Source organism: Veillonella sp. T34266-5, from assembly GCF_002959815.1.
Taxonomy (GTDB): domain Bacteria; phylum Bacillota; class Negativicutes; order Veillonellales; family Veillonellaceae; genus Veillonella; species Veillonella atypica.
Window position 1 is genome coordinate 57,961 of sequence record NZ_PPCZ01000011.1, and the last position, 17,862, is coordinate 75,822.

Here is a 17,862-nt window from a genome sequence, read left to right on the forward strand (position 1 = left end):
CCTTATTGTGCGGTGTCTAGAATGGAATCATCGAAGGAAAAGTTGAATTGGATGTTTGGTTTTGGTCGGAAGCTACCAACTGTATCCTTTTTTCTTCCTTGAATAACATCATCTTTCATAGCATCTTTTAATTTAGACAAATATGCTTTAACCGAGTTGTCATCAGATTGTTTATGGAATACTACATTATTGTAAACGAGGGTATCATCCTTTTCATTGTAGAGAATTGGATTTGGTCCTACATCTAATTTATTATTTACCGCTGTACGAAGAATATTATGGATAGAGTCTCTTTTTTTAGTTAATAGATAATCCGCATTGGCCGATGCAGTATCAGTTCCTTGTTTTGTACTATCTGCTTCATCAAGACCGCTTGAAAAATAATCCATTAATGGAGTATAGGAGTATGTATATAATGACACCAGTAATTGGTCGTCTACATTTTCAAATGTTAATTCTTGAATTTGATTTGGATCACTCTTTTGATTGTAAGCAATCCAAGTCCCTTCGAATTTTTTGTTGTCATTCTTATTACTAGAATTATTACCACAAGCCGTTACTAGTATCATGGTGAAAGTAAGTAACAGTGCGATTAAAATATTTCGTTTCATGAAAGCCTCCTTATGCAGCATCGCCATAATATTTACGACGTAAATAGAAGATATAGGCACCGCCTACTAGGACTACTATGCCAATACCGATTCCAATATAAAAGAACCAACTATGATCTGGCTTGAATATGAAACGCATACGTTCATTTTGTGAAAAGGTTATAGTATTATCATTTTTTAATGTGCCTGATTGTACGCTGACTTTATCAATTGTGCCAGATACAGAAACTGTCGTGTTTCCAAGCGAAGTACCTAAATCTACTATATAAGTACCTGAAGTTGTTTTTTCTAATGCTGGTGCTAGGTTTTTGTTTTTGTCTTTCAATGTCATAGCATTTCTAACTAGCGTAAACTCATCTATATTTTTAAACTCGGATGCTATAGACCAGGCATTGTACTCTGTTGTGTCGTTATCCTCAACTTTGATTGCTTTTCCATCGTTATTAATAGCCTTGATAGTATATTCAGGCATTGGATATTTAGCCAGTACTTCGGTGATAACTTTCTTTTCAAATGGCTCGGCTTGAGATTTAACAGTTGCATCCCAAGTGCCGCTTCCATCGCGATTGATGTGAACATCCGAGTCAATAGTGGCACACCCAGATAACACTAACATACATAGACTTAGAATCATAAGGCATAGTCGTCTCATAATTGTCCTCTCTTTCAAACTACAAATTTAAACTATCTATAAAATGTCAGTTGTGATATATTGTACATTAATTAGATAAATATAGGCAATATATAGAGTTGAAAGGAACGATGAAATGTTAATGAAGTTTAAACAACTTGGAATTGTAAAGGGGATACTGAGTATTGTAGCAGTAATTGGGGCATTAGTGTGTATAGGCTATGGAGTGCATTATCAGTTTGTATATAAGCAGTCACCGGAATATTCATTACGTATACTATATAAATCAATTCAAGATGGTGATACGGATACATTTTTTGCAATGGTTGATGGTGAAGGAATCTTGCATAGGGTGTTTGATCCGTATATTGAAAAACTATTGAAAGAATCTGATGGGCGGAATATATCTCAAACTAATTCAAAAGGAGAAACTAAGATTTTAAACCTTGGAGAAGCGTTGTTGTTTACAGCAATAGATAATTATTATTTAGATGTAAAAGAGGTATTACTTAACCAAGATTTAAAAGCACATATACCTCATAGGCCCGACCCTAAAGATCCATTTAAAGATAATTTGCAGACGTTAAAAGAGGTAGGACGATATGAATTAATTTCTATAGAAGAGAAAAATAAGAAAGATGGAGTGGTTAATATAGAAATTCGTGCATTGGATACAAAGACTAACGAAACGAAAGTATTACCTGTAGAGATGACTCAAATGGATAACAAAATGTGGCGGGTTACTGGCTATGATTATAAGACATACAGTTTACCATATGATGGATTTGATAGAATTTAATTAGCAGCCATTTCTTAAGCCTCTTGATTGACATCGGTAAAATTTAATTGTTATACTAATCGTATAGAATAACACTAAGGGGGGCCTTGATAGAGCGAAATGTTCGCCCCACAGTTATTATCTAAAATATAATATTTTATACCCCATACTTTGTATGGGGGTTTCTTATGTCTAGCTATTTCCTCATTTTGAATTTGATGTATTAATTTTATACAATACCTGTAATATTAATTTATGGACATGCAACATATTTAGGAGAGCTAGTAGTCGTGTTCATGCTCTCTCTCCTTTAATTGACATGAGTTAGGGCACTTGTTATACTTAACACATAAGATAACGTCCTAGAGACATTAAAAGAGCGAAATGTTCGTCTCTCGGTTATCTCAGTTGACCCCATACTTTGTATGGGGTTTTCTTATGTCCAGCTATTTCCTCATCTTGAATTGGATGTATTAATTTTATACAATATCTGTAATATTAATTTATGGGAATGTAGAGCGTTTAGGAGAGATAGATGAGTGGTCAGAATTGGTGGCGCCGCCTAGGTTTAGTTATGTGTATCGTAGCGAGTGTAGGCGTTGTAAGTGGCTGTGAGTTTAATATGGATAATTTAAAGACAAACAGTCAGGTGAAAGCAACGCAAAGCGATAGTGAGAAGGAAATCTGGCGCGTTTTTAGATTTTATTTGGCCGCTACGAATGAGTTTAATTTCACTAGTGTAAAATATAGTCATCAACATATGGAAACGGTGCAGCAAGCACAACAAAATGTACCGCTAGCTGAGTTTAAGGTGCGGGATTATGAACGTCTTGAGCAAGAACTCATTGCTGCGCGAGAAGCGGGGCACACACATAGTGACTTGGAAGCAGCTACAGATGCTTTATTACCGGTATTGCACGACGTTGTGGTAGCCGTGAAAGAGCTAGATACGTATTATAAAGAAAAACGCTATGAATCAGATAATTATGCATTTGCTCATACGCAGTTGGAGAAGCTTTCATCATTAATCGAAGCATTTGGACCAAAATATAATGCGTTAGATACCATTGTTAAAACTTATCACAAGCAGGAGGGAGAACGTCTTGTTAAGTTGATGCGCAACAATGGGCAGACGAATGGCGCTAATATGACGGAAATGATGCTTATTTATAGCAGTATAGTAGATCATATTGTGGAGCATAAATTCGATAGTGATTTCCAATGGGTGAAAGCACAGAAGGAAGCAGCCGATGGGGTTGGTGCAAAGATTACTGCCGCCGAGGCTCAGAATCGGTTAGAGCAAAAGAGACATCTTGATAAAGCGATTGAGGATTTTATGGCTAATCCTTCTAGTGAAACGGAGGAGGCCGTTGTTGAGCAGTATAATGAAATGGTACGTAGTCCGATGAATTTTAAATTATTAGATTCTGTACAGAAGCCGTATGTGCCACAAGAATTATAATGTGAAATGTTATATGTTAAACACGATATAACATTTTAGGTAGAATATATTTGACAAGCTACCCTAATGAGCCCTATAATTATCTATTATATGAATATTGCGTTGAAAAAGACGGCATGTCTCAGACGGATTTAGTAGAGACCAAACTCATGGGCTGAAAGGTTTGGAAATCTAGAGATGTGCGGATCACTTTGGAGCAAGCAGGAACCCTGCCGGTGAACACCGTTATATGTTTAAGTGGCTTTCACAGTTTACGTGATAAGCTCGCCTTATGTGTTACAATTATGCTTAGCATGGTGTAATAATCGCAGGATATGCGAGGGCGCTAGCTTTCACCAGTAACGAGAGTCAGTAGGGTGGTACCACGGATATTACGTCCGTCCCTTCGGGGGCGGGCGATTTTTTTATGTAAAAGGAGCACATCATGGATTACGGTAAGACGTTACATTTGCCTGAAACAGAATTCCCAATGCGCGGCAATTTGCCTAAGCGCGAACCAGAAATCTTAAAATTCTGGGAAGACAACAAAATTTATCAAAAACGTTTGGAATTGCGTAAAGACGCAAAACCTTTCATTTTGCATGATGGCCCTCCATATGCGAACGGTAAATTGCATATCGGTCATGCCCTCAACAAAACGTTGAAGGACATCATCATGAAATACAAGACTATGACTGGTCACTATACACGTTATATCCCAGGTTGGGATACACACGGTTTGCCAATCGAGCATGCGGTTATTAAAAACACTGGTCTTAACCGTCATGAAATGGCTCCATTGGACTTGCGCAACAAATGTAAGGAATATGCATTGGAATGCGTAGAAACTCAAAAACAAGACTTCATTCGCTTTGGTGTATTAGGTGAATGGGATCGCCCTTATTTGACATTACGCCCTGAATTCGAAGTAAAACAACTTGGCATCTTCGGCGAAATGGCAAAACGCGGCCATATCTATAAAGGTCTTAAAACTGTATATTGGTGTACGCACTGTGAAACTGCATTGGCAGAAGCAGAAATCGAGTACGCTGAGAAAAAATCCTTCTCTATCTACGTAAAATTCCCTTACGTATCTGAGAAAAAGGTTACATTGCCAGCTGGCGTAGATCCGAAACAAGCATACTCCGTTATCTGGACAACTACTCCTTGGACAATGCCTGCCAACGTAGCTATTTCCGTTAACCCTGAGCTTGAATATGGCTGGGTAAAAGTAGGTGACGAATACTACTTGATGGCTACTGAACTCGTTGATGCGGCTATGAAAGATATCGGCATCGAAGACTACGAAATCGTAAATCGCTTCTCTGGCGCAGACTTAGAATTGGCTGAGTTCAAACATCCATTTGTTGAACGTAATGCTACTGTATTGTGTGGCGACCATGTAACACTTGAAGCAGGTACTGGTTGCGTACATACAGCTCCTGCACATGGTGAAGACGACTTTAACATCGTTATGCGTTATAACAAGGACGGCAAAACTGAACTTCCTATCGTATCCCTTGTTAACGAAACTGGTAACTACACTAAACAAGTAGACGACAACCGTTATGGCGATACTGAATTCCCATTGGCTGGCGTAGAAATCCACGATGCTGAAGTGCCTGTTATTAAAATCTTGGCGCATAATAATGCATTACTTCACAAATCTAGCTTGCGTCACCAATATGCTCACTGCTGGCGTTGTAAAAATCCTGTCATCTACCGTGCTACAGAACAATGGTTCTCCTCTGTAGATGGTTACCGTCAACAAGCGCTTGATGCTATTGATAACCAAGTACAATGGATTCCTAAATGGGGCCACGACCGCATCTTCAACATGGTTCGCGACCGTGGTGACTGGGTAATTTCCCGTCAACGTATTTGGGGTGTGCCAATTCCTATTTACTATTGTGAAAGCTGCGGCGAGCACATCATCAACGATGATACTATCAAAGCATTACAAGAAAAAGTAGCTGTAGAAGGCTCTGATGCTTGGTGGGCTCACAGTGCAAAAGAATTATTGCCAGAAGGCTTCAAATGTCCTCATTGCGGTCATGATGAGTTCAAAAAAGAAACAGACATTATGGACGTATGGTTCGACTCTGGTTCCTCTTGGGCTGGCGTACTTGAAGTTAACGGCTTAGATGTACCATGTGCTATGTACCTTGAAGGTTCTGACCAACATCGCGGTTGGTTCAACTCTTCCTTGTTAACTGCAGTAGCAACAACAGGTAAAGCACCATACAACTCTGTATTGACTCACGGTTTCGTTGTGGACGGCGAAGGTCGCAAAATGTCTAAATCTGTAGGTAATACAGTAGCTCCTAGCGACATCATCGACGTATATGGCGCTGATGTTATGCGTTTGTGGGTATCCTCCGCAGATTACCAAGCAGACGTACGCTTGTCCAAAGACATCGTAAAACAATTATCCGAAGTATATCGTAAGATCCGTAATACATTCCGCTTCTTATTAGGTAACTTGGATGACTTCAATCCAAACACTGACAAAGTGGCTTACGCAGATATGTCCGAATTCGATAAATGGGCATTGTTGCGCTTAGAAGAAGTACGTCAAAAGGTTACTGAAGCGTACGAAAATTATGAATTCCACATGTTATACCATGCAATTCATAATTTCTGCACAGTAGACTTGAGCTCCATCTACCTTGATGCAATGAAAGATACTATGTATGCTGAAAGCAAAAACAACGTAGCTCGTCGTTCTGCTCAAACAGCAATGTACGAAATCTTGAAAACATTGGTAGCTATGGTATCCCCAGTACTTTCCTTCACAGCAGAAGAAGTTTGGAAATACATGCCTAAAGAAGAAGGTATGCCTGAATCCGTTATGCTTCAAGATTGGCCACAAGGTCATCCTGAACACTTCAACCAAGAATTGTCCGATAAATGGAGCCAATTGTTAGACTTGCGTACAACCGTACAAAAAGCATTGGAACTTGCTCGTCAAAACAAAACAATCGGTCACCCATTGGATGCATCCGTTACAGTATACGCTGAAGGTGCTGCACTCGACGCATTGAACGCTCTTGGTGAAGAAGGCTTAGCTAAACTCGTTATCGTATCCGAAGCTCACATCGTAAACGGCGCTGCACCAGCAGAAGCTGTAAAAGACGAAGAAACAGGCGTTGCGACAGTAGTTGCTCCATCTGAACTTGAAAAATGTGAACGCTGCTGGATCCACCGCGATACAGTAGGTCAAGATAGCGAACACCCTACACTTTGCCACCGTTGTGCAGAGGTAGTAAAAGCACTATAATTCCACAATCGATTTAAATACAGTTGTCAAAATAGCCCCTTCAGAAGGCTCCACCGGCCGGGTCTGTTCCTTTGGAACAGGGCCAAAAGTCGCCTTCTAAAGGGGATATTTTGGTAGTTTACTTAAAAATTTTTTAGATTTATGAATTCATTGTATGCTACCATTCTCCTCAAATATATGATGATAATTATTATCGTCCGATTTTCCTCATGAAAGCTTTATGTGTAAAAATCTACTCGTTTCATATTATAGTTAAAATACTCGTTTATGATATTTATAGTTAGTTTAGTAAATGAGTGTATGAGAAGGAGGAATATGCAATGGTAGTAACAATCATTAAAGCTGTTATGACTGCTCTTACTGGTTTGGTAAACGCATTATTGCCTTTATTTAAATAATAAAGTCCCCAAAACCCTCATAAACCCTCAAAGCTTGAGTATGTATACTCGGCTTTGAGGGTTTTTTCTTTATGTATATTTGTCTGCATAATTAAATAAGAATACACGCATAAATTGAATTAAATGGATATTTATTGTTTATTTAAATATATGAGCTTTCGTTGACTACATCTAAATATATGCATATAATGAAAATGAAATAAGCATGAAAATAAGTATTTGTGAATTAATGTAAGAGGGAGAGTATTAGATATGAAATTAAATGCAATTATGAAAGCTATGGTTCTTGGAACCATAGCTTGTTCTATTAGTGCTACGGGCATTGCGGTAGATGTAGAGAATCAACATATACAATCTTCCTCTAATGAAGAACAAATGAGTAATATAGGAAAGCATGATGCTGTTAATTCTAACTGGATGGACCGTACAGATATTAAGGTTGGTACACAATCAAAGATGGGTACACAAGTATCTGTAGAAACAATGCAACCCTTAACTCATTATGATGAAAACTCCAAGTCCGTATTGTTTGTACAAGGCGGCGTCGGTAAAGGTGGGCAAGAGCATAAGGTTAATTATTTTGATGGGAGTGGTGGCATTTGGTATCCATACGACCCAACTACAGGTACTGTGGAGACAAAGTCTAAACCAGAACGACATGATGAGACAAAATCTTTAGGTACGGTGGGTAATATTGGTTTAGGGTATCGTCAGCTCAGTAAACATGAACATGCTTATGCAGGTGTTAATGTATTTGCAGATCGCGCCTTTTCTGAGAATGCTAATCGAGTTAGTGGAGGCATAGAATATGTGGCCGGACTTAACGAAGTTCGTGTTAATGTATATAGAGGTTTGGGAAATATAAAATCTCAATCTTATATGGTGGGAGTGCCTGAATCGCATCTTCCAATTCCTTTGAATGGAGGAACTGCTAATTATACGGTATATAAGTCTCAAAAAGTATTATCTGGTTATGATGTAAGTTATGCTCGTACCTTTAAGAATGCTCGCTGGGCTCGTGTGCACATAGGGGCTTATCACTGGAAGGGGCTCGGTATTTCATCCTATAGTGGAGGGACCTCTCCGATTTCGGATCTTAATAATAGTTCTGGTTGGCAAGTGGGTACTACATTACAAGTGACACCACATGTCTCACTAGATTTAGGGTATACATCAGATAATAATCACTCTAGTGGTGCCTATGGTTTTGTTAAATACACATTGGGTATATCCAAGTTTGCTTGGCATGGTGGTAAACATAGTGATGATACTATTACGAATGCTCGTGCTAGAATGTTAGACAAGGTAGACCGTAGTCCTATGACTATAGGCAAGTCGTATGAAGAGTATTGGGCTGTAGTACCTTGGGATATTTTGTAAAGGTTAGTGGGGAGAAAGTAAGACGTGAAAAGTAAGTTAGTATTTAGAGCTATGGTGTTAGGTGCTGTAGCATGTGTATTTAGTGCTACAGGTTTTGCAGCAGACGTACAAAATGGACATAGCCAAGGTATTGCAGATTCTACTACAGAAGTGAATGAGGCTAAACATGAAGCAGTTCGTTCCAATTGGTTAGACCGCACGGATATTGCTGTAGGTGTACAGACCGGAGGCCAGTCCAAATTAGATAAAGGACATTTTCTAACGGATGATTTGGATACTATTTATAATAAGAAATCTGATTACGGCAATCTAACGAAAGCCTATATAGAAACATTGCAGCCTATTTCTCATTATGATGAGAACAGTAAAAGTGTTTTATTTGTACAGGGACGCATTGGACGTGGCGGTGAGAAAATAGCATCGAAAGAGATGCGTGGTTACTTTCTTCCTGAATTAACAATCAATCGGCATGGGCAATCTAGTTACACTAAAATCAATACGGATGAAAAATCATCAGAAACATTAGGGATTATCGGTACTATTGGTATTGGCTATCGACGCCTTAGCCGAAATGAACATGCCTATGTAGGTGCCAATGCATTCGTTGATCGAGCTTTCACAGGCAATTATAATCGTATCAGCGGAGGTGTAGAGTATGTAAATGGCCTCAATGAAGTATATGCCAATGTGTATAGGGGCCTTAGTAATAAGGACCTTGTAAAAGGTGGTGGTGGTAACCCATATCCTAAACGATTGTATCCTAATGGCTATCCAGATACATTCCCTTATAATACGATTCCTAGTGAAAACTATAATACTTACAAAGGTGGTAGAGCACTGGGTGGCTATGAAATCGGTTTTGCTAGATCCTTCAAGAATGCTCGCTGGGCTCGTGCCTATGTAAATGGATATCGCTGGAAGGGGCAGGATTTTGGCCATGAACAATATTATAATTGGGGGCGCCCAGGCCATTGGTCTGTGCCATGGTTCTCTGTGCGGAATGCAAATCACTATAAGGGCATTAAAATTGGTGCTGAATTACAGTTAACGCCACATATATCCCTAGATATTGGGTATAACAATGCAAACAATATGTCGAAAGGTATATATGGTACTGTGAAATATACATTAGGTACATCTAAATTTGCCTTTTGGGGTGGCAAGCATAGTGATGATACGATTACTACAGCTCGTTCTAAAATGCTAAATAAGGTACGTCGTCAAGACATGATTGTAGAATCCTTTGATGATATTGAATACGATTATTTAGCACCTATTGATCATTTATAATATGGAGAAAATGTTAGTTTTATCATTGTCATGAGAGGAAACTATATATAATGTCAGGTAAATTATTATTGAAAACCATGGTTTTAGGGGCTATGACTTTCAGCATATATACAATAGGAATGGCTGTAGAGGTTCAAGATGTAAATGGACTAGATTCTGCACAGCAAACAATTGCATCCGATACAGTTAGGAAAGAAGCGGTTCGTTCTAGTTGGATGGACCGCACAGATATTGTAGTCGGCGTTGGTATGAAAAATTCTGAAGAGTCGAGTAGTCATCACTTCCATGATTTTACAGTTTGGGATAGGTACCCTGTTATTGGGGCATCTGATAAGTCTAAGTCTACAGAACTCAATAAGTTATATGTTGAGACCTTGCAACCTGTAACTCATTACGATGAAAATGCTAAAAGTGTTGTCTTTGTACAAGGTCGAATTGGACGCAGTGGAGAAAAGATTTCATCTCGTTCATTAAATAATTATTGGGTTCCAGCCAGACCTGCAGGGACGTTTACGGTACATAACGGGCAAACGGATAAGGAAGAATCCTTAGGCATGAATGCTAATATTGGTATCGGCTATCGTCGCCTCAGTAAAGGTGAACATGCTTATGTAGGTGTTAATGCATTCTATGACCATGTGTTTAAAGGTGGTTATAAGCGTGTTAGTGGCGGTGTAGAATATGTGGCAGGTCTTAATGAATTTCATGCTAATCTGTACCGAAATCTGGGGACTGATGAAAGAAAATATATAGGACTTCATGGGCGAAGTATTATATTGGGGGATCCTGCAGGATTGTATCCATATGGTATGGATCCTGATCAAAGTCTTTATGATTATGCTATAGTTGATTACGAAAATCATTGGATGTTATCAGAAAAGGTTGCTGCCAGCGGATTTGATGCAGGATACTCACGAACCTTTAAAAATGCTCGCTGGGCTCGTGTCTATGCGGACTATTATAATTGGCGTGGTAGATCCCCTGTGAAAGTTGGCTATTATAAATTAAATCAACGGGATGCCATAAAAGGTTTTAAAGTAGGCGCAGAATTCCATATTACACCGCATCTTACCCTTGATGCGGGTTACCAAACGGCATCTCATCATTTGAGTGGCCCTTATGCAACCTTGAAATATACAATCGGCACATCCAAGTTTGCTTGGCATGGTGGTAAACATAGTGAAAGTACTATTACAACAGCACGTTCTAAGATGCTTGATAAAGTACATCGCAGTGATATGGTTGTACAAGAAGTTGAGGAAGAAACTTATGATCATGGCGTTGTCGATGTAGGTTTGTAATCTAGACCCCATTAAAATTACTAAGAGATTGGTAATTTTGATGCTTCATCAATAATTATGTAAGTGAAGGATTATATTATATATGTATCGTAAAACAAAGTTTAATATACGACTGCTACTTTGTGTAGCAGCTTGTACGATGTGCTGGACTATTGCATTAGCGGGTAGTGCTGATAATGGGAATGCTACACAAGTGGATGCAAGTATTCATCAAAATTGGGCTGATAGAACCGATGTCTCTGCGAAGTTTCAAACCAATCATAAGCCAATATATGGCATAGACACATTACAACCTCTAGGTTATTATGATAACAACTCTAAGAGCGTAGTGTTTGTGCAAGGTAAGGTTAGTTCTCATGGCGGTGTAAGTCAAATTGCTAATGGATATGCGAATCATGCTACTCGTAATGCGGGCGGAATTGTATATGAATATGACTTTAATCAATCTACACAATCTATAGGCACAACTGGAAGTATAGGACTCGGCTATCGACGACTAAGTAAAGGAGAGCATAGCTACGTAGGTATTAATGCTTTTTATGACTATGCTTTCAAAGAACATTATAAGCGTGCCAGTTTGGGTGTAGAATATGTAACTGGTGAGAATGAATTTTATGCAAATTTCTATAAACCATTAGGACATACGACATCGTCTCATAGTCTGACTACACGGGATGACATGATTCCTGCACCTTATAATGTGCTAGATACAGGGGTTAATGTTGGTGAAAGTCATGAAAAACGTATTGCCTCTGGATATGATATTGGATACGCACGAACTTTCAAAAATGCTCGTTATGTTCGAGCCTACATTGACCGTTATCATTGGAATCATATGAATGGTGAGATTAGAGATATAGAATGGTTTAGTGATGATATATATAACTATAATATCGCATTCCCTGTAAATAGTATCTTTAATAATGGTCTTAAGACAGGTGTCATTGTGAATGTGACTCCTCATATTTCTATAGGTCTAGGCTATGATAAACCGTTTGGTCACTCCGGAGAGTTTTATGTACAAACTATGTATACGCTTGGAAAATCTAAGTTTGCTCTCTTTGGTGGAAAGCATCGCGATAGTAGCATGACAACGGCTCGTTCTAAAATGCTTGATAAGGTTGAACGTCAAGATATACAGGCACTCAATCTAAATGGGGATTTCCGAGTTCATTACCCTCATGATCATTTATAATATATGTAGCCTATTTTAGGTTATAACAAAGGAGCTAGTACGCTGTGTACTAGCTCCTTTTGGTATGTATTCTTGCTATTGCAAATCCTTAGGCACGCTGAGTGGTTTCCAGTTATCTAGTTCTGGAATGTCTAAGGTTGTAATGGTTCGTTGTATCCAATAGTTCAAGGATACTTCGTTGCCAAAATATTGTTCGAATAGGTATGTATTACCTGGAATGTCCTTTTGTTTACCGTGCTCATCGACGATGTGGCGTATCGATTCCTTGAGGTATAGTTGCACCCTAAATGGAGTGGATCGCTTGCCCTTGAATATGAAATAGGATGGTCCAATGAAATCGTGGGTACGAACGTTGATTTGCTCGTATCGATTGCTCTTGAGGCCTTCCAAGGATGCTTGAATCATGGCGTTGGCGTCGTCATATTCCTCGAGTAGGAACGGTTCTTGGTCGACGTCAAGTACATAGTGCCACGTCGGTTTTTCCTCGTCTGTTTCGATGGCCCATGCATCTGAAAACTCCGGTAAACGGTGGCTTTCATAAAGATCATGCCACAAATTGTGGGTGTCCTCTGCATTGAGCAGCGATTTATAGATAACCTCGTGCCCTTCGGTTGGGTCGTATCCGTATAACCGAACCTGATAGGTATTGTGCGGCATACGTTTAGTCTCTAGCTTATAGATATTCCGCAATTTATCCGGAATAGTTAGGAAATGATTGTAAAAGCTAAGCATCACCGTATCTTGTGTAGATAGGGCATGGTCGATAGTTTCTAGGTCATATAAGGTAGTATCCCACTGAAAGCCATTCATATTGACAGATAATCGAGCTGCATTGTGAGGCCACATGGTAGGGGCCGGGCGCACGGTTGTAGAGGATTCAGTAATGCCTTCTTTATAATGCCAATGACCGTCTATCTTTTCGAAGGATTCTAACCGCTCCGCTGCTTCGTCATCTACAGGAATATCCTTAATTTCTTCGCTGCGATTGGCGAGGTGTGACACGATATATTGATGGGAGCTTTCATAATAATGAACCGCACTGTCGAGGTCAGGCGTTCCCGTCACATATCCTTTTTCATAGGCATAGCCCAAGGCAACGCGTGTAAGCGCACGGGTGATGTCGTAGAAGAGCACGCGGTCCTCCTCTTGCAGCGCCCGTTTTTCTTCCTCTAACACGCGAGTTAATGACTGAACGGCAAATCGAATGTTCTTGGTCACACCGATGCCGTGAATGCGCATGTAACTGATATACGGCAAGGAGAACAGGAATCTATCCTTCGTCGCCGCCATATGCGTCAAATCGGCGATGAGTCCCCAGTCGAGAGGGAGGCCGCCAATATGAAAGATATAGTTAAATGCAGCCTGCAACGCGGCATAACCGGCATCATTAAAGTCCTTTGTGGCCGCCCGTTGATATAGTTCAGTCGCCTTGATTGGATCGTACGGAATGGCTGCACGCAACGCCGGTTGCTCGTAAAAATGATAGTAATAGTCGGCGAGTTCTGCGATACATTCTGGTTGGCCTAGGTCAGCACCCTTTATAAACCATGTGAAAGCCTCTGTAAATTCGCCCTTTTCATGATGGTCGAGGCCCGTATAAAGCATCATGGTCGGATTGCCTAATTCAGCGGCCCTGCGTGCCACATAGCGTGCATTGTCGTAATCGCCTTCATCGATATAAATATTGCGCAAGTTCCCTTGGAACATGGCTAGCCCTTGATCAAGGGCTTTGGTAAACCAGTATTTCGCATGCTCACGAGATTTTGCTTGTAGCGTTTCCTCGTCTACCATGCCGCGCAAGGTAGCGATACCTTCGCGTAAACTCTTGCTGTGCGTCGCTTGTTGTAATCGTTGACTAAAGCTAGCCTTTTTTGGGCCTAATAGTTGTTTAGCCTCGTTAATAACGTGGTAATCGCCCCAAAAGAATACGTTGCCTATAATATATTGGCAGTATGCATCGTCCTGCTTTGCGTAATCATAGATGATGCGGAATGCATCGTCAAAGGATAATTGCATATCGCGCCTCACTGTAGGCGTAATCGACCCAGCGATGCGCAGTGCTTGTAATGTGCCAATTGGACTATTCCGACGGATACTATCATGTAAACACTGATACGTGCGCATATTATCCTCTGGGAATCCAGATTCGGCCCACGTAAAGCGAGGCCCTGCATAGACACGTGCTAATAGGGCGTATGCGTCTCCTAATTCACGCTCATCAGGAGTTAAAGCTTTCTTGTAAACTTCCTCAGTATTCGATTCACCAGCACTACCTTGCGATGTAGCAGTGTTGCGCAATTCATGCTGAATTGGCTTTGTCACATTCGATTGATTATTTACAATCGACTCTAAAATGCGCAGACCCTCTTGAGCGGACTGCGGATCATAAGACATAAAAATTAAGTGGAAGACCCGTTGGAGGCGGTCTGTGAAATATTGAGCCATAGGCCCTCCTTTCGTTTTTATACAATACACTATTATTATATACCGCGGTAGGAAATGGTAGAAGAGGAAAAGAACCGATGGGCCCAAAAATCCTCCACCGGCCGGGTCTGATTCGCCCTTCGGGCTCACAGGGCCAAAGTCGGATTTTTGGGCCCATCGGTTCTATCTCTCAATCCATAGCCGACACGCGGTATATAATAGTAGTGAAATTGATAAAATCCGTTATTGCCTACCCAGCCGATAGGAAGGAGGGCCTACGGCATGTGCGGAGCCCGAAGTCGTTTTCAGAGGCCCCATCACCTTCAACTATCTCGTTCTATGTTAATTCGGTATATAATAGTAGTGAAATTGATAAAACCCGTTATCGCCCACCCAACCGATAGAAAGGAGGGCCTACGGCCCGTGCGGAGCCTGAAGTCGTTTTCAGAGGCCACATCACCTTCAACTATCTCGTTCTAGTGTTGATTCGGTATATAATAGTAGTGAAATTGATAAAATCCGTTCTTGCCAACCCAACCGATAGAAAGGAGGGCCTACGGCCTCTTTCTCCTCCATACAACGAAAAAAATAATTTCTATTTACGCTGATAGGATAGTAAAAAGAACCGGTTCTGAAAACGACTTCGGGCCTTATCTCTCTCAGGCATATAATGAAAAATAATTTTTAAGTCAGGTTAGAGTGCATATGAAAAAGACACCCCGTGAAAAAACGACTTTTCCAGATGCTATGGATTTTCCTTTGGAAAATCTTACGCCTCTGGATTAGAGATGTGTGGCTCCCATGCGTCGCTATGCTCCTCTGTTAGCTCACACCCTGCGTCGGCCCTGCCCTTTCACAACAAAAAATAATTGATTAATGTACATAGCGTAGAAAGAGAACACCCTCTCTGAAAACGACTTCGGGCTCCGCGTAGCGCAGTAGCGTGTCGGCTTTCAGAGAGGGTGTTCTCTTGATAACCTAAAACAGATTAATCAATTATTTTTTGTTATAGTCACCAAACCATTTATCATAGATTTTTTGGTATGTGCCGTCTTCTTTAAGTTCTTTAAGAGCTTTGTTAACAGCTTGTTGTAATTCTGTGTTGCCTTTTTTAACACCAAGTACTGTGCCAGGAGCTTTTGTAGGTTCGCCTACGAGTTTAAGGTCTTTGTCAGCACCTTGTTTTAGGTAGTACATAGCAACTGCGTTATCGATGATTGCGCCATCGATTGTACCAGCTTTCAATTCCATAAAGATATTGGCGTTGGAGTCCATTTCTTTTACTGTTGTGTTAGGAATTTTTTTAGCCATGTCTGCAGGAACAGTACCGATTTGAACGCCTACAGTTTTGCCAGCAAGTTCATCCATGTTATGGATTGTGGAGTTGTCTTTACGAACAACTGTGATGAAACCGCCTTGGTCAAAGTATACATCGGAGAAGTCCAATGCTTTTTCACGTTCTGGGGTTGCGTTGATACCGGCTGCGATCATATCGATATCGCCAGATTGAACTGCTGGAATCAAAGCATCAAAGCCCATAGATTTGAATTCCATTTTTAGGCCCAATTTTTTAGCGATTGCTTCGGACAAATCAACGTCGAAACCAACGTATTTATCGCCTTCAGTAAATTCGAATGGTGGGAATGTAGTTTCAGAACCTACACGTAACACACCAGCCTCTTGTGTCATTTTGCTTTTTTCACTGCCACAACCAGCCAATAAACCCATAGCAGCAACAGCTACGAGTGCGATAGCTGTCAATTTTTTGAATTTAAACATAGTATCCTCCTCAAACATGATACAAACATATTAATCTGTTTATATTGTACGGAATTTTGAACCAATAGGCAATAACATTGTATAATTAAAGGTGCGAAAACAAATTATGTACATGAAATGTACCTTTTACCAAAGAAGGTCGGCTATTTATACATACATTTAGGAGGGCCTATGTCTCTTACTGAACAATTTTCCAATGCTTGTGAAAGCTTCGCTCAAGAGGCTTTCACCATTAATTATACATTGGCGAAGAATCCTGAACTGTCTAGTCATGAATTTAAATCCGTTAAGACAATCGGAGCTGTTCTTGAAAAGCACGGTATCCCTGTGACTTATGAGTTCTGCAATTTGCCAACAGCGTTTAAGGCGTCTGCTGTGAAAGTAGATAATCCTAAAGGGCGTTTGGCGATTTTATGTGAATACGATGCGTTGCCAGATGTGGGCCATGCGTGCGGACACTGTGCTAGTGGATCTATGAGCACCTTGGCAGCCCTTGCATTACATAAGATGCAGCAAGACGGCGTAGCTTTCAACATGGACATCGACATCATCGGTACCCCTGATGAGGAAGCGATGGGGTGCAAGGTGGATATGTGCAACGCTGGCGTATTTAAGGACTATGATTTTGCCATTATGGTCCATCTCGATGGTGAAGAGACGCGTCCTAATTCACAGTTCTTGGCACTCGACTGTTTCCGCGCCAAGTACCATGGTAAATCAGCTCATGCAGCAGGTGAGCCGTGGAATGGAGTCAATGCGGTAAACGGCGTGCAACTTGCCATCCATGCCATGGATATGCTGCGCCAACAAGTGCGACCAGAGTCGCGCATAGGCACGTGGATCATTAACGGCGGTACCGCGTCCAACGTCATTCCTGCCTATGGCGAACTAGAGGTAACCGTACGTCACACAGAACGAGAGTATTTGAACGGTTTGTCCGAGCAAATTAAAAAGATTTTTGAAGGCGCTGCCCTTTGTACCGGTACGACTGTAGACGTTGAGTTTTACGGTAATCCTTACGATGATATGAACCAAAACCATCGCGGCACACACCTCATCGAAGACGTGATGGCCGACATGGGCCTTGATTTTGAATCAGGTCCAGCAGACATTGGCGGTAGTTCCGATATCGGTAATGTGAGCTATCAATGCGCCGCATTCCATCCTAAATTACGTTTGGCAGGTCCAGATAAGGTATGTCATGCCAAGGAATTTGCAGACGCTATGCTCGAACCAACCATCGAACCAACTATTGTAGATGGTGCCAATATCATTGGTCGTACATTGTTGCGCTTGGTTGAGAATCCAGCTGTCTTAGAAGAGATTGTGACCGAGTTCAACAGTACTAAGTAGT

12 protein-coding genes are annotated in these 17,862 nt (G+C 40.7%); 8 read left to right on the forward strand and 4 right to left on the reverse strand.

Annotated features, from left to right (window positions below; translation table 11 throughout):
- Positions 1-2: 2 nt before the first annotated feature.
- Together VIHSUH07_RS04535 and VIHSUH07_RS04540 are read right to left on the reverse strand one after the other, a co-directional pair.
- Positions 3-611 carry a hypothetical protein gene (locus tag VIHSUH07_RS04535; RefSeq protein WP_105084045.1) on the reverse strand — a complete coding sequence of 203 codons (609 nt, stop codon included), beginning with the start codon at positions 609-611 and terminating at the stop codon, positions 3-5.
- Between the two features lie 10 nt (positions 612-621).
- Complete coding sequence (locus tag VIHSUH07_RS04540; protein WP_105084046.1) at positions 622-1,263, reverse strand: hypothetical protein; 642 nt, start codon at positions 1,261-1,263, stop codon at positions 622-624.
- A gap of 121 nt (positions 1,264-1,384) precedes the next feature.
- On the opposite strand from VIHSUH07_RS04540, the gene VIHSUH07_RS04545 reads away from it, so the two are divergent.
- The 7 genes from VIHSUH07_RS04545 to VIHSUH07_RS04575 all read left to right on the forward strand — a co-directional run bounded on the left by VIHSUH07_RS04545 (position 1,385) and on the right by VIHSUH07_RS04575 (position 12,305).
- Positions 1,385-2,041, forward strand: coding sequence for a hypothetical protein (locus tag VIHSUH07_RS04545; protein WP_105084047.1), 657 nt, complete (start codon positions 1,385-1,387; stop codon positions 2,039-2,041).
- A gap of 514 nt (positions 2,042-2,555) precedes the next feature.
- Positions 2,556-3,482 carry a DUF3829 domain-containing protein gene (locus VIHSUH07_RS04550; RefSeq protein ID WP_105084048.1) on the forward strand — a complete coding sequence of 309 codons (927 nt, stop codon included), beginning with the start codon at positions 2,556-2,558 and terminating at the stop codon, positions 3,480-3,482.
- A 424-nt stretch (positions 3,483-3,906) separates the two neighbouring features.
- Positions 3,907-6,741, forward strand: a complete 2,835-nt coding sequence (gene ileS / locus VIHSUH07_RS04555; protein ID WP_105084049.1) for an isoleucine--tRNA ligase — start codon at positions 3,907-3,909, stop codon at positions 6,739-6,741.
- A gap of 650 nt (positions 6,742-7,391) precedes the next feature.
- Entirely contained in the window at positions 7,392-8,519 is a 1,128-nt protein-coding gene (locus VIHSUH07_RS04560; RefSeq protein WP_105084050.1) for an inverse autotransporter beta domain-containing protein, read from the forward strand.
- 24 nt (positions 8,520-8,543) lie between these two features.
- Positions 8,544-9,809: an inverse autotransporter beta domain-containing protein gene (locus tag VIHSUH07_RS04565; protein WP_105084051.1), complete on the forward strand. Its 1,266-nt coding sequence runs from the start codon at positions 8,544-8,546 to the stop codon at positions 9,807-9,809.
- 50 nt (positions 9,810-9,859) lie between these two features.
- Positions 9,860-11,110, forward strand: coding sequence for an inverse autotransporter beta domain-containing protein (locus VIHSUH07_RS04570; protein WP_105084052.1), 1,251 nt, complete (start codon positions 9,860-9,862; stop codon positions 11,108-11,110).
- Positions 11,111-11,192: 82 nt separating this feature from the next.
- Positions 11,193-12,305 carry an inverse autotransporter beta domain-containing protein gene (locus VIHSUH07_RS04575; RefSeq protein ID WP_199176833.1) on the forward strand — a complete coding sequence of 371 codons (1,113 nt, stop codon included), beginning with the start codon at positions 11,193-11,195 and terminating at the stop codon, positions 12,303-12,305.
- A 75-nt stretch (positions 12,306-12,380) separates the two neighbouring features.
- On the opposite strand, the gene VIHSUH07_RS04580 is transcribed toward VIHSUH07_RS04575, so the two are convergent.
- The gene (locus VIHSUH07_RS04580) at positions 12,381-14,750 is read right to left on the reverse strand and encodes a tetratricopeptide repeat protein (RefSeq protein WP_105084053.1); all 2,370 of its coding nucleotides are present in this window, start codon (positions 14,748-14,750) and stop codon (positions 12,381-12,383) included.
- A gap of 975 nt (positions 14,751-15,725) precedes the next feature.
- The gene (locus tag VIHSUH07_RS04585; RefSeq protein WP_009661749.1) at positions 15,726-16,508 is read right to left on the reverse strand and encodes a basic amino acid ABC transporter substrate-binding protein; all 783 of its coding nucleotides are present in this window, start codon (positions 16,506-16,508) and stop codon (positions 15,726-15,728) included.
- A gap of 171 nt (positions 16,509-16,679) precedes the next feature.
- Between VIHSUH07_RS04585 and VIHSUH07_RS04590 the strand changes: the two genes are divergently transcribed.
- A complete protein-coding gene (locus VIHSUH07_RS04590; protein ID WP_105084054.1) occupies positions 16,680-17,861 on the forward strand; it encodes an amidohydrolase in 1,182 nt (393 codons plus the stop codon).
- The last annotated feature ends 1 nt before the right edge of the window (position 17,862 follow it).

What these genes read in the sequence shown, in the direction of transcription:
- VIHSUH07_RS04540 (WP_105084046.1), bottom strand. Translation starts at nt 1,263, where the DNA reads ATGAGACGACTATGCCTTATGATTCTAAGTCTATGTATGTTAGTGTTA.
- VIHSUH07_RS04560 (WP_105084050.1), top strand. Translation starts at nt 7,392, where the DNA reads ATGAAATTAAATGCAATTATGAAAGCTATGGTTCTTGGAACCATAGCT.
- ileS (WP_105084049.1), top strand. Translation starts at nt 3,907, where the DNA reads ATGGATTACGGTAAGACGTTACATTTGCCTGAAACAGAATTCCCAATG.
- VIHSUH07_RS04590 (WP_105084054.1), top strand. Translation starts at nt 16,680, where the DNA reads ATGTCTCTTACTGAACAATTTTCCAATGCTTGTGAAAGCTTCGCTCAA.
- VIHSUH07_RS04580 (WP_105084053.1), bottom strand. Translation starts at nt 14,750, where the DNA reads ATGGCTCAATATTTCACAGACCGCCTCCAACGGGTCTTCCACTTAATT.
- VIHSUH07_RS04575 (WP_199176833.1), top strand. Translation starts at nt 11,193, where the DNA reads ATGTATCGTAAAACAAAGTTTAATATACGACTGCTACTTTGTGTAGCA.
- VIHSUH07_RS04545 (WP_105084047.1), top strand. Translation starts at nt 1,385, where the DNA reads ATGAAGTTTAAACAACTTGGAATTGTAAAGGGGATACTGAGTATTGTA.
- VIHSUH07_RS04550 (WP_105084048.1), top strand. Translation starts at nt 2,556, where the DNA reads ATGAGTGGTCAGAATTGGTGGCGCCGCCTAGGTTTAGTTATGTGTATC.
- VIHSUH07_RS04570 (WP_105084052.1), top strand. Translation starts at nt 9,860, where the DNA reads ATGTCAGGTAAATTATTATTGAAAACCATGGTTTTAGGGGCTATGACT.
- VIHSUH07_RS04535 (WP_105084045.1), bottom strand. Translation starts at nt 611, where the DNA reads ATGAAACGAAATATTTTAATCGCACTGTTACTTACTTTCACCATGATA.
- VIHSUH07_RS04585 (WP_009661749.1), bottom strand. Translation starts at nt 16,508, where the DNA reads ATGTTTAAATTCAAAAAATTGACAGCTATCGCACTCGTAGCTGTTGCT.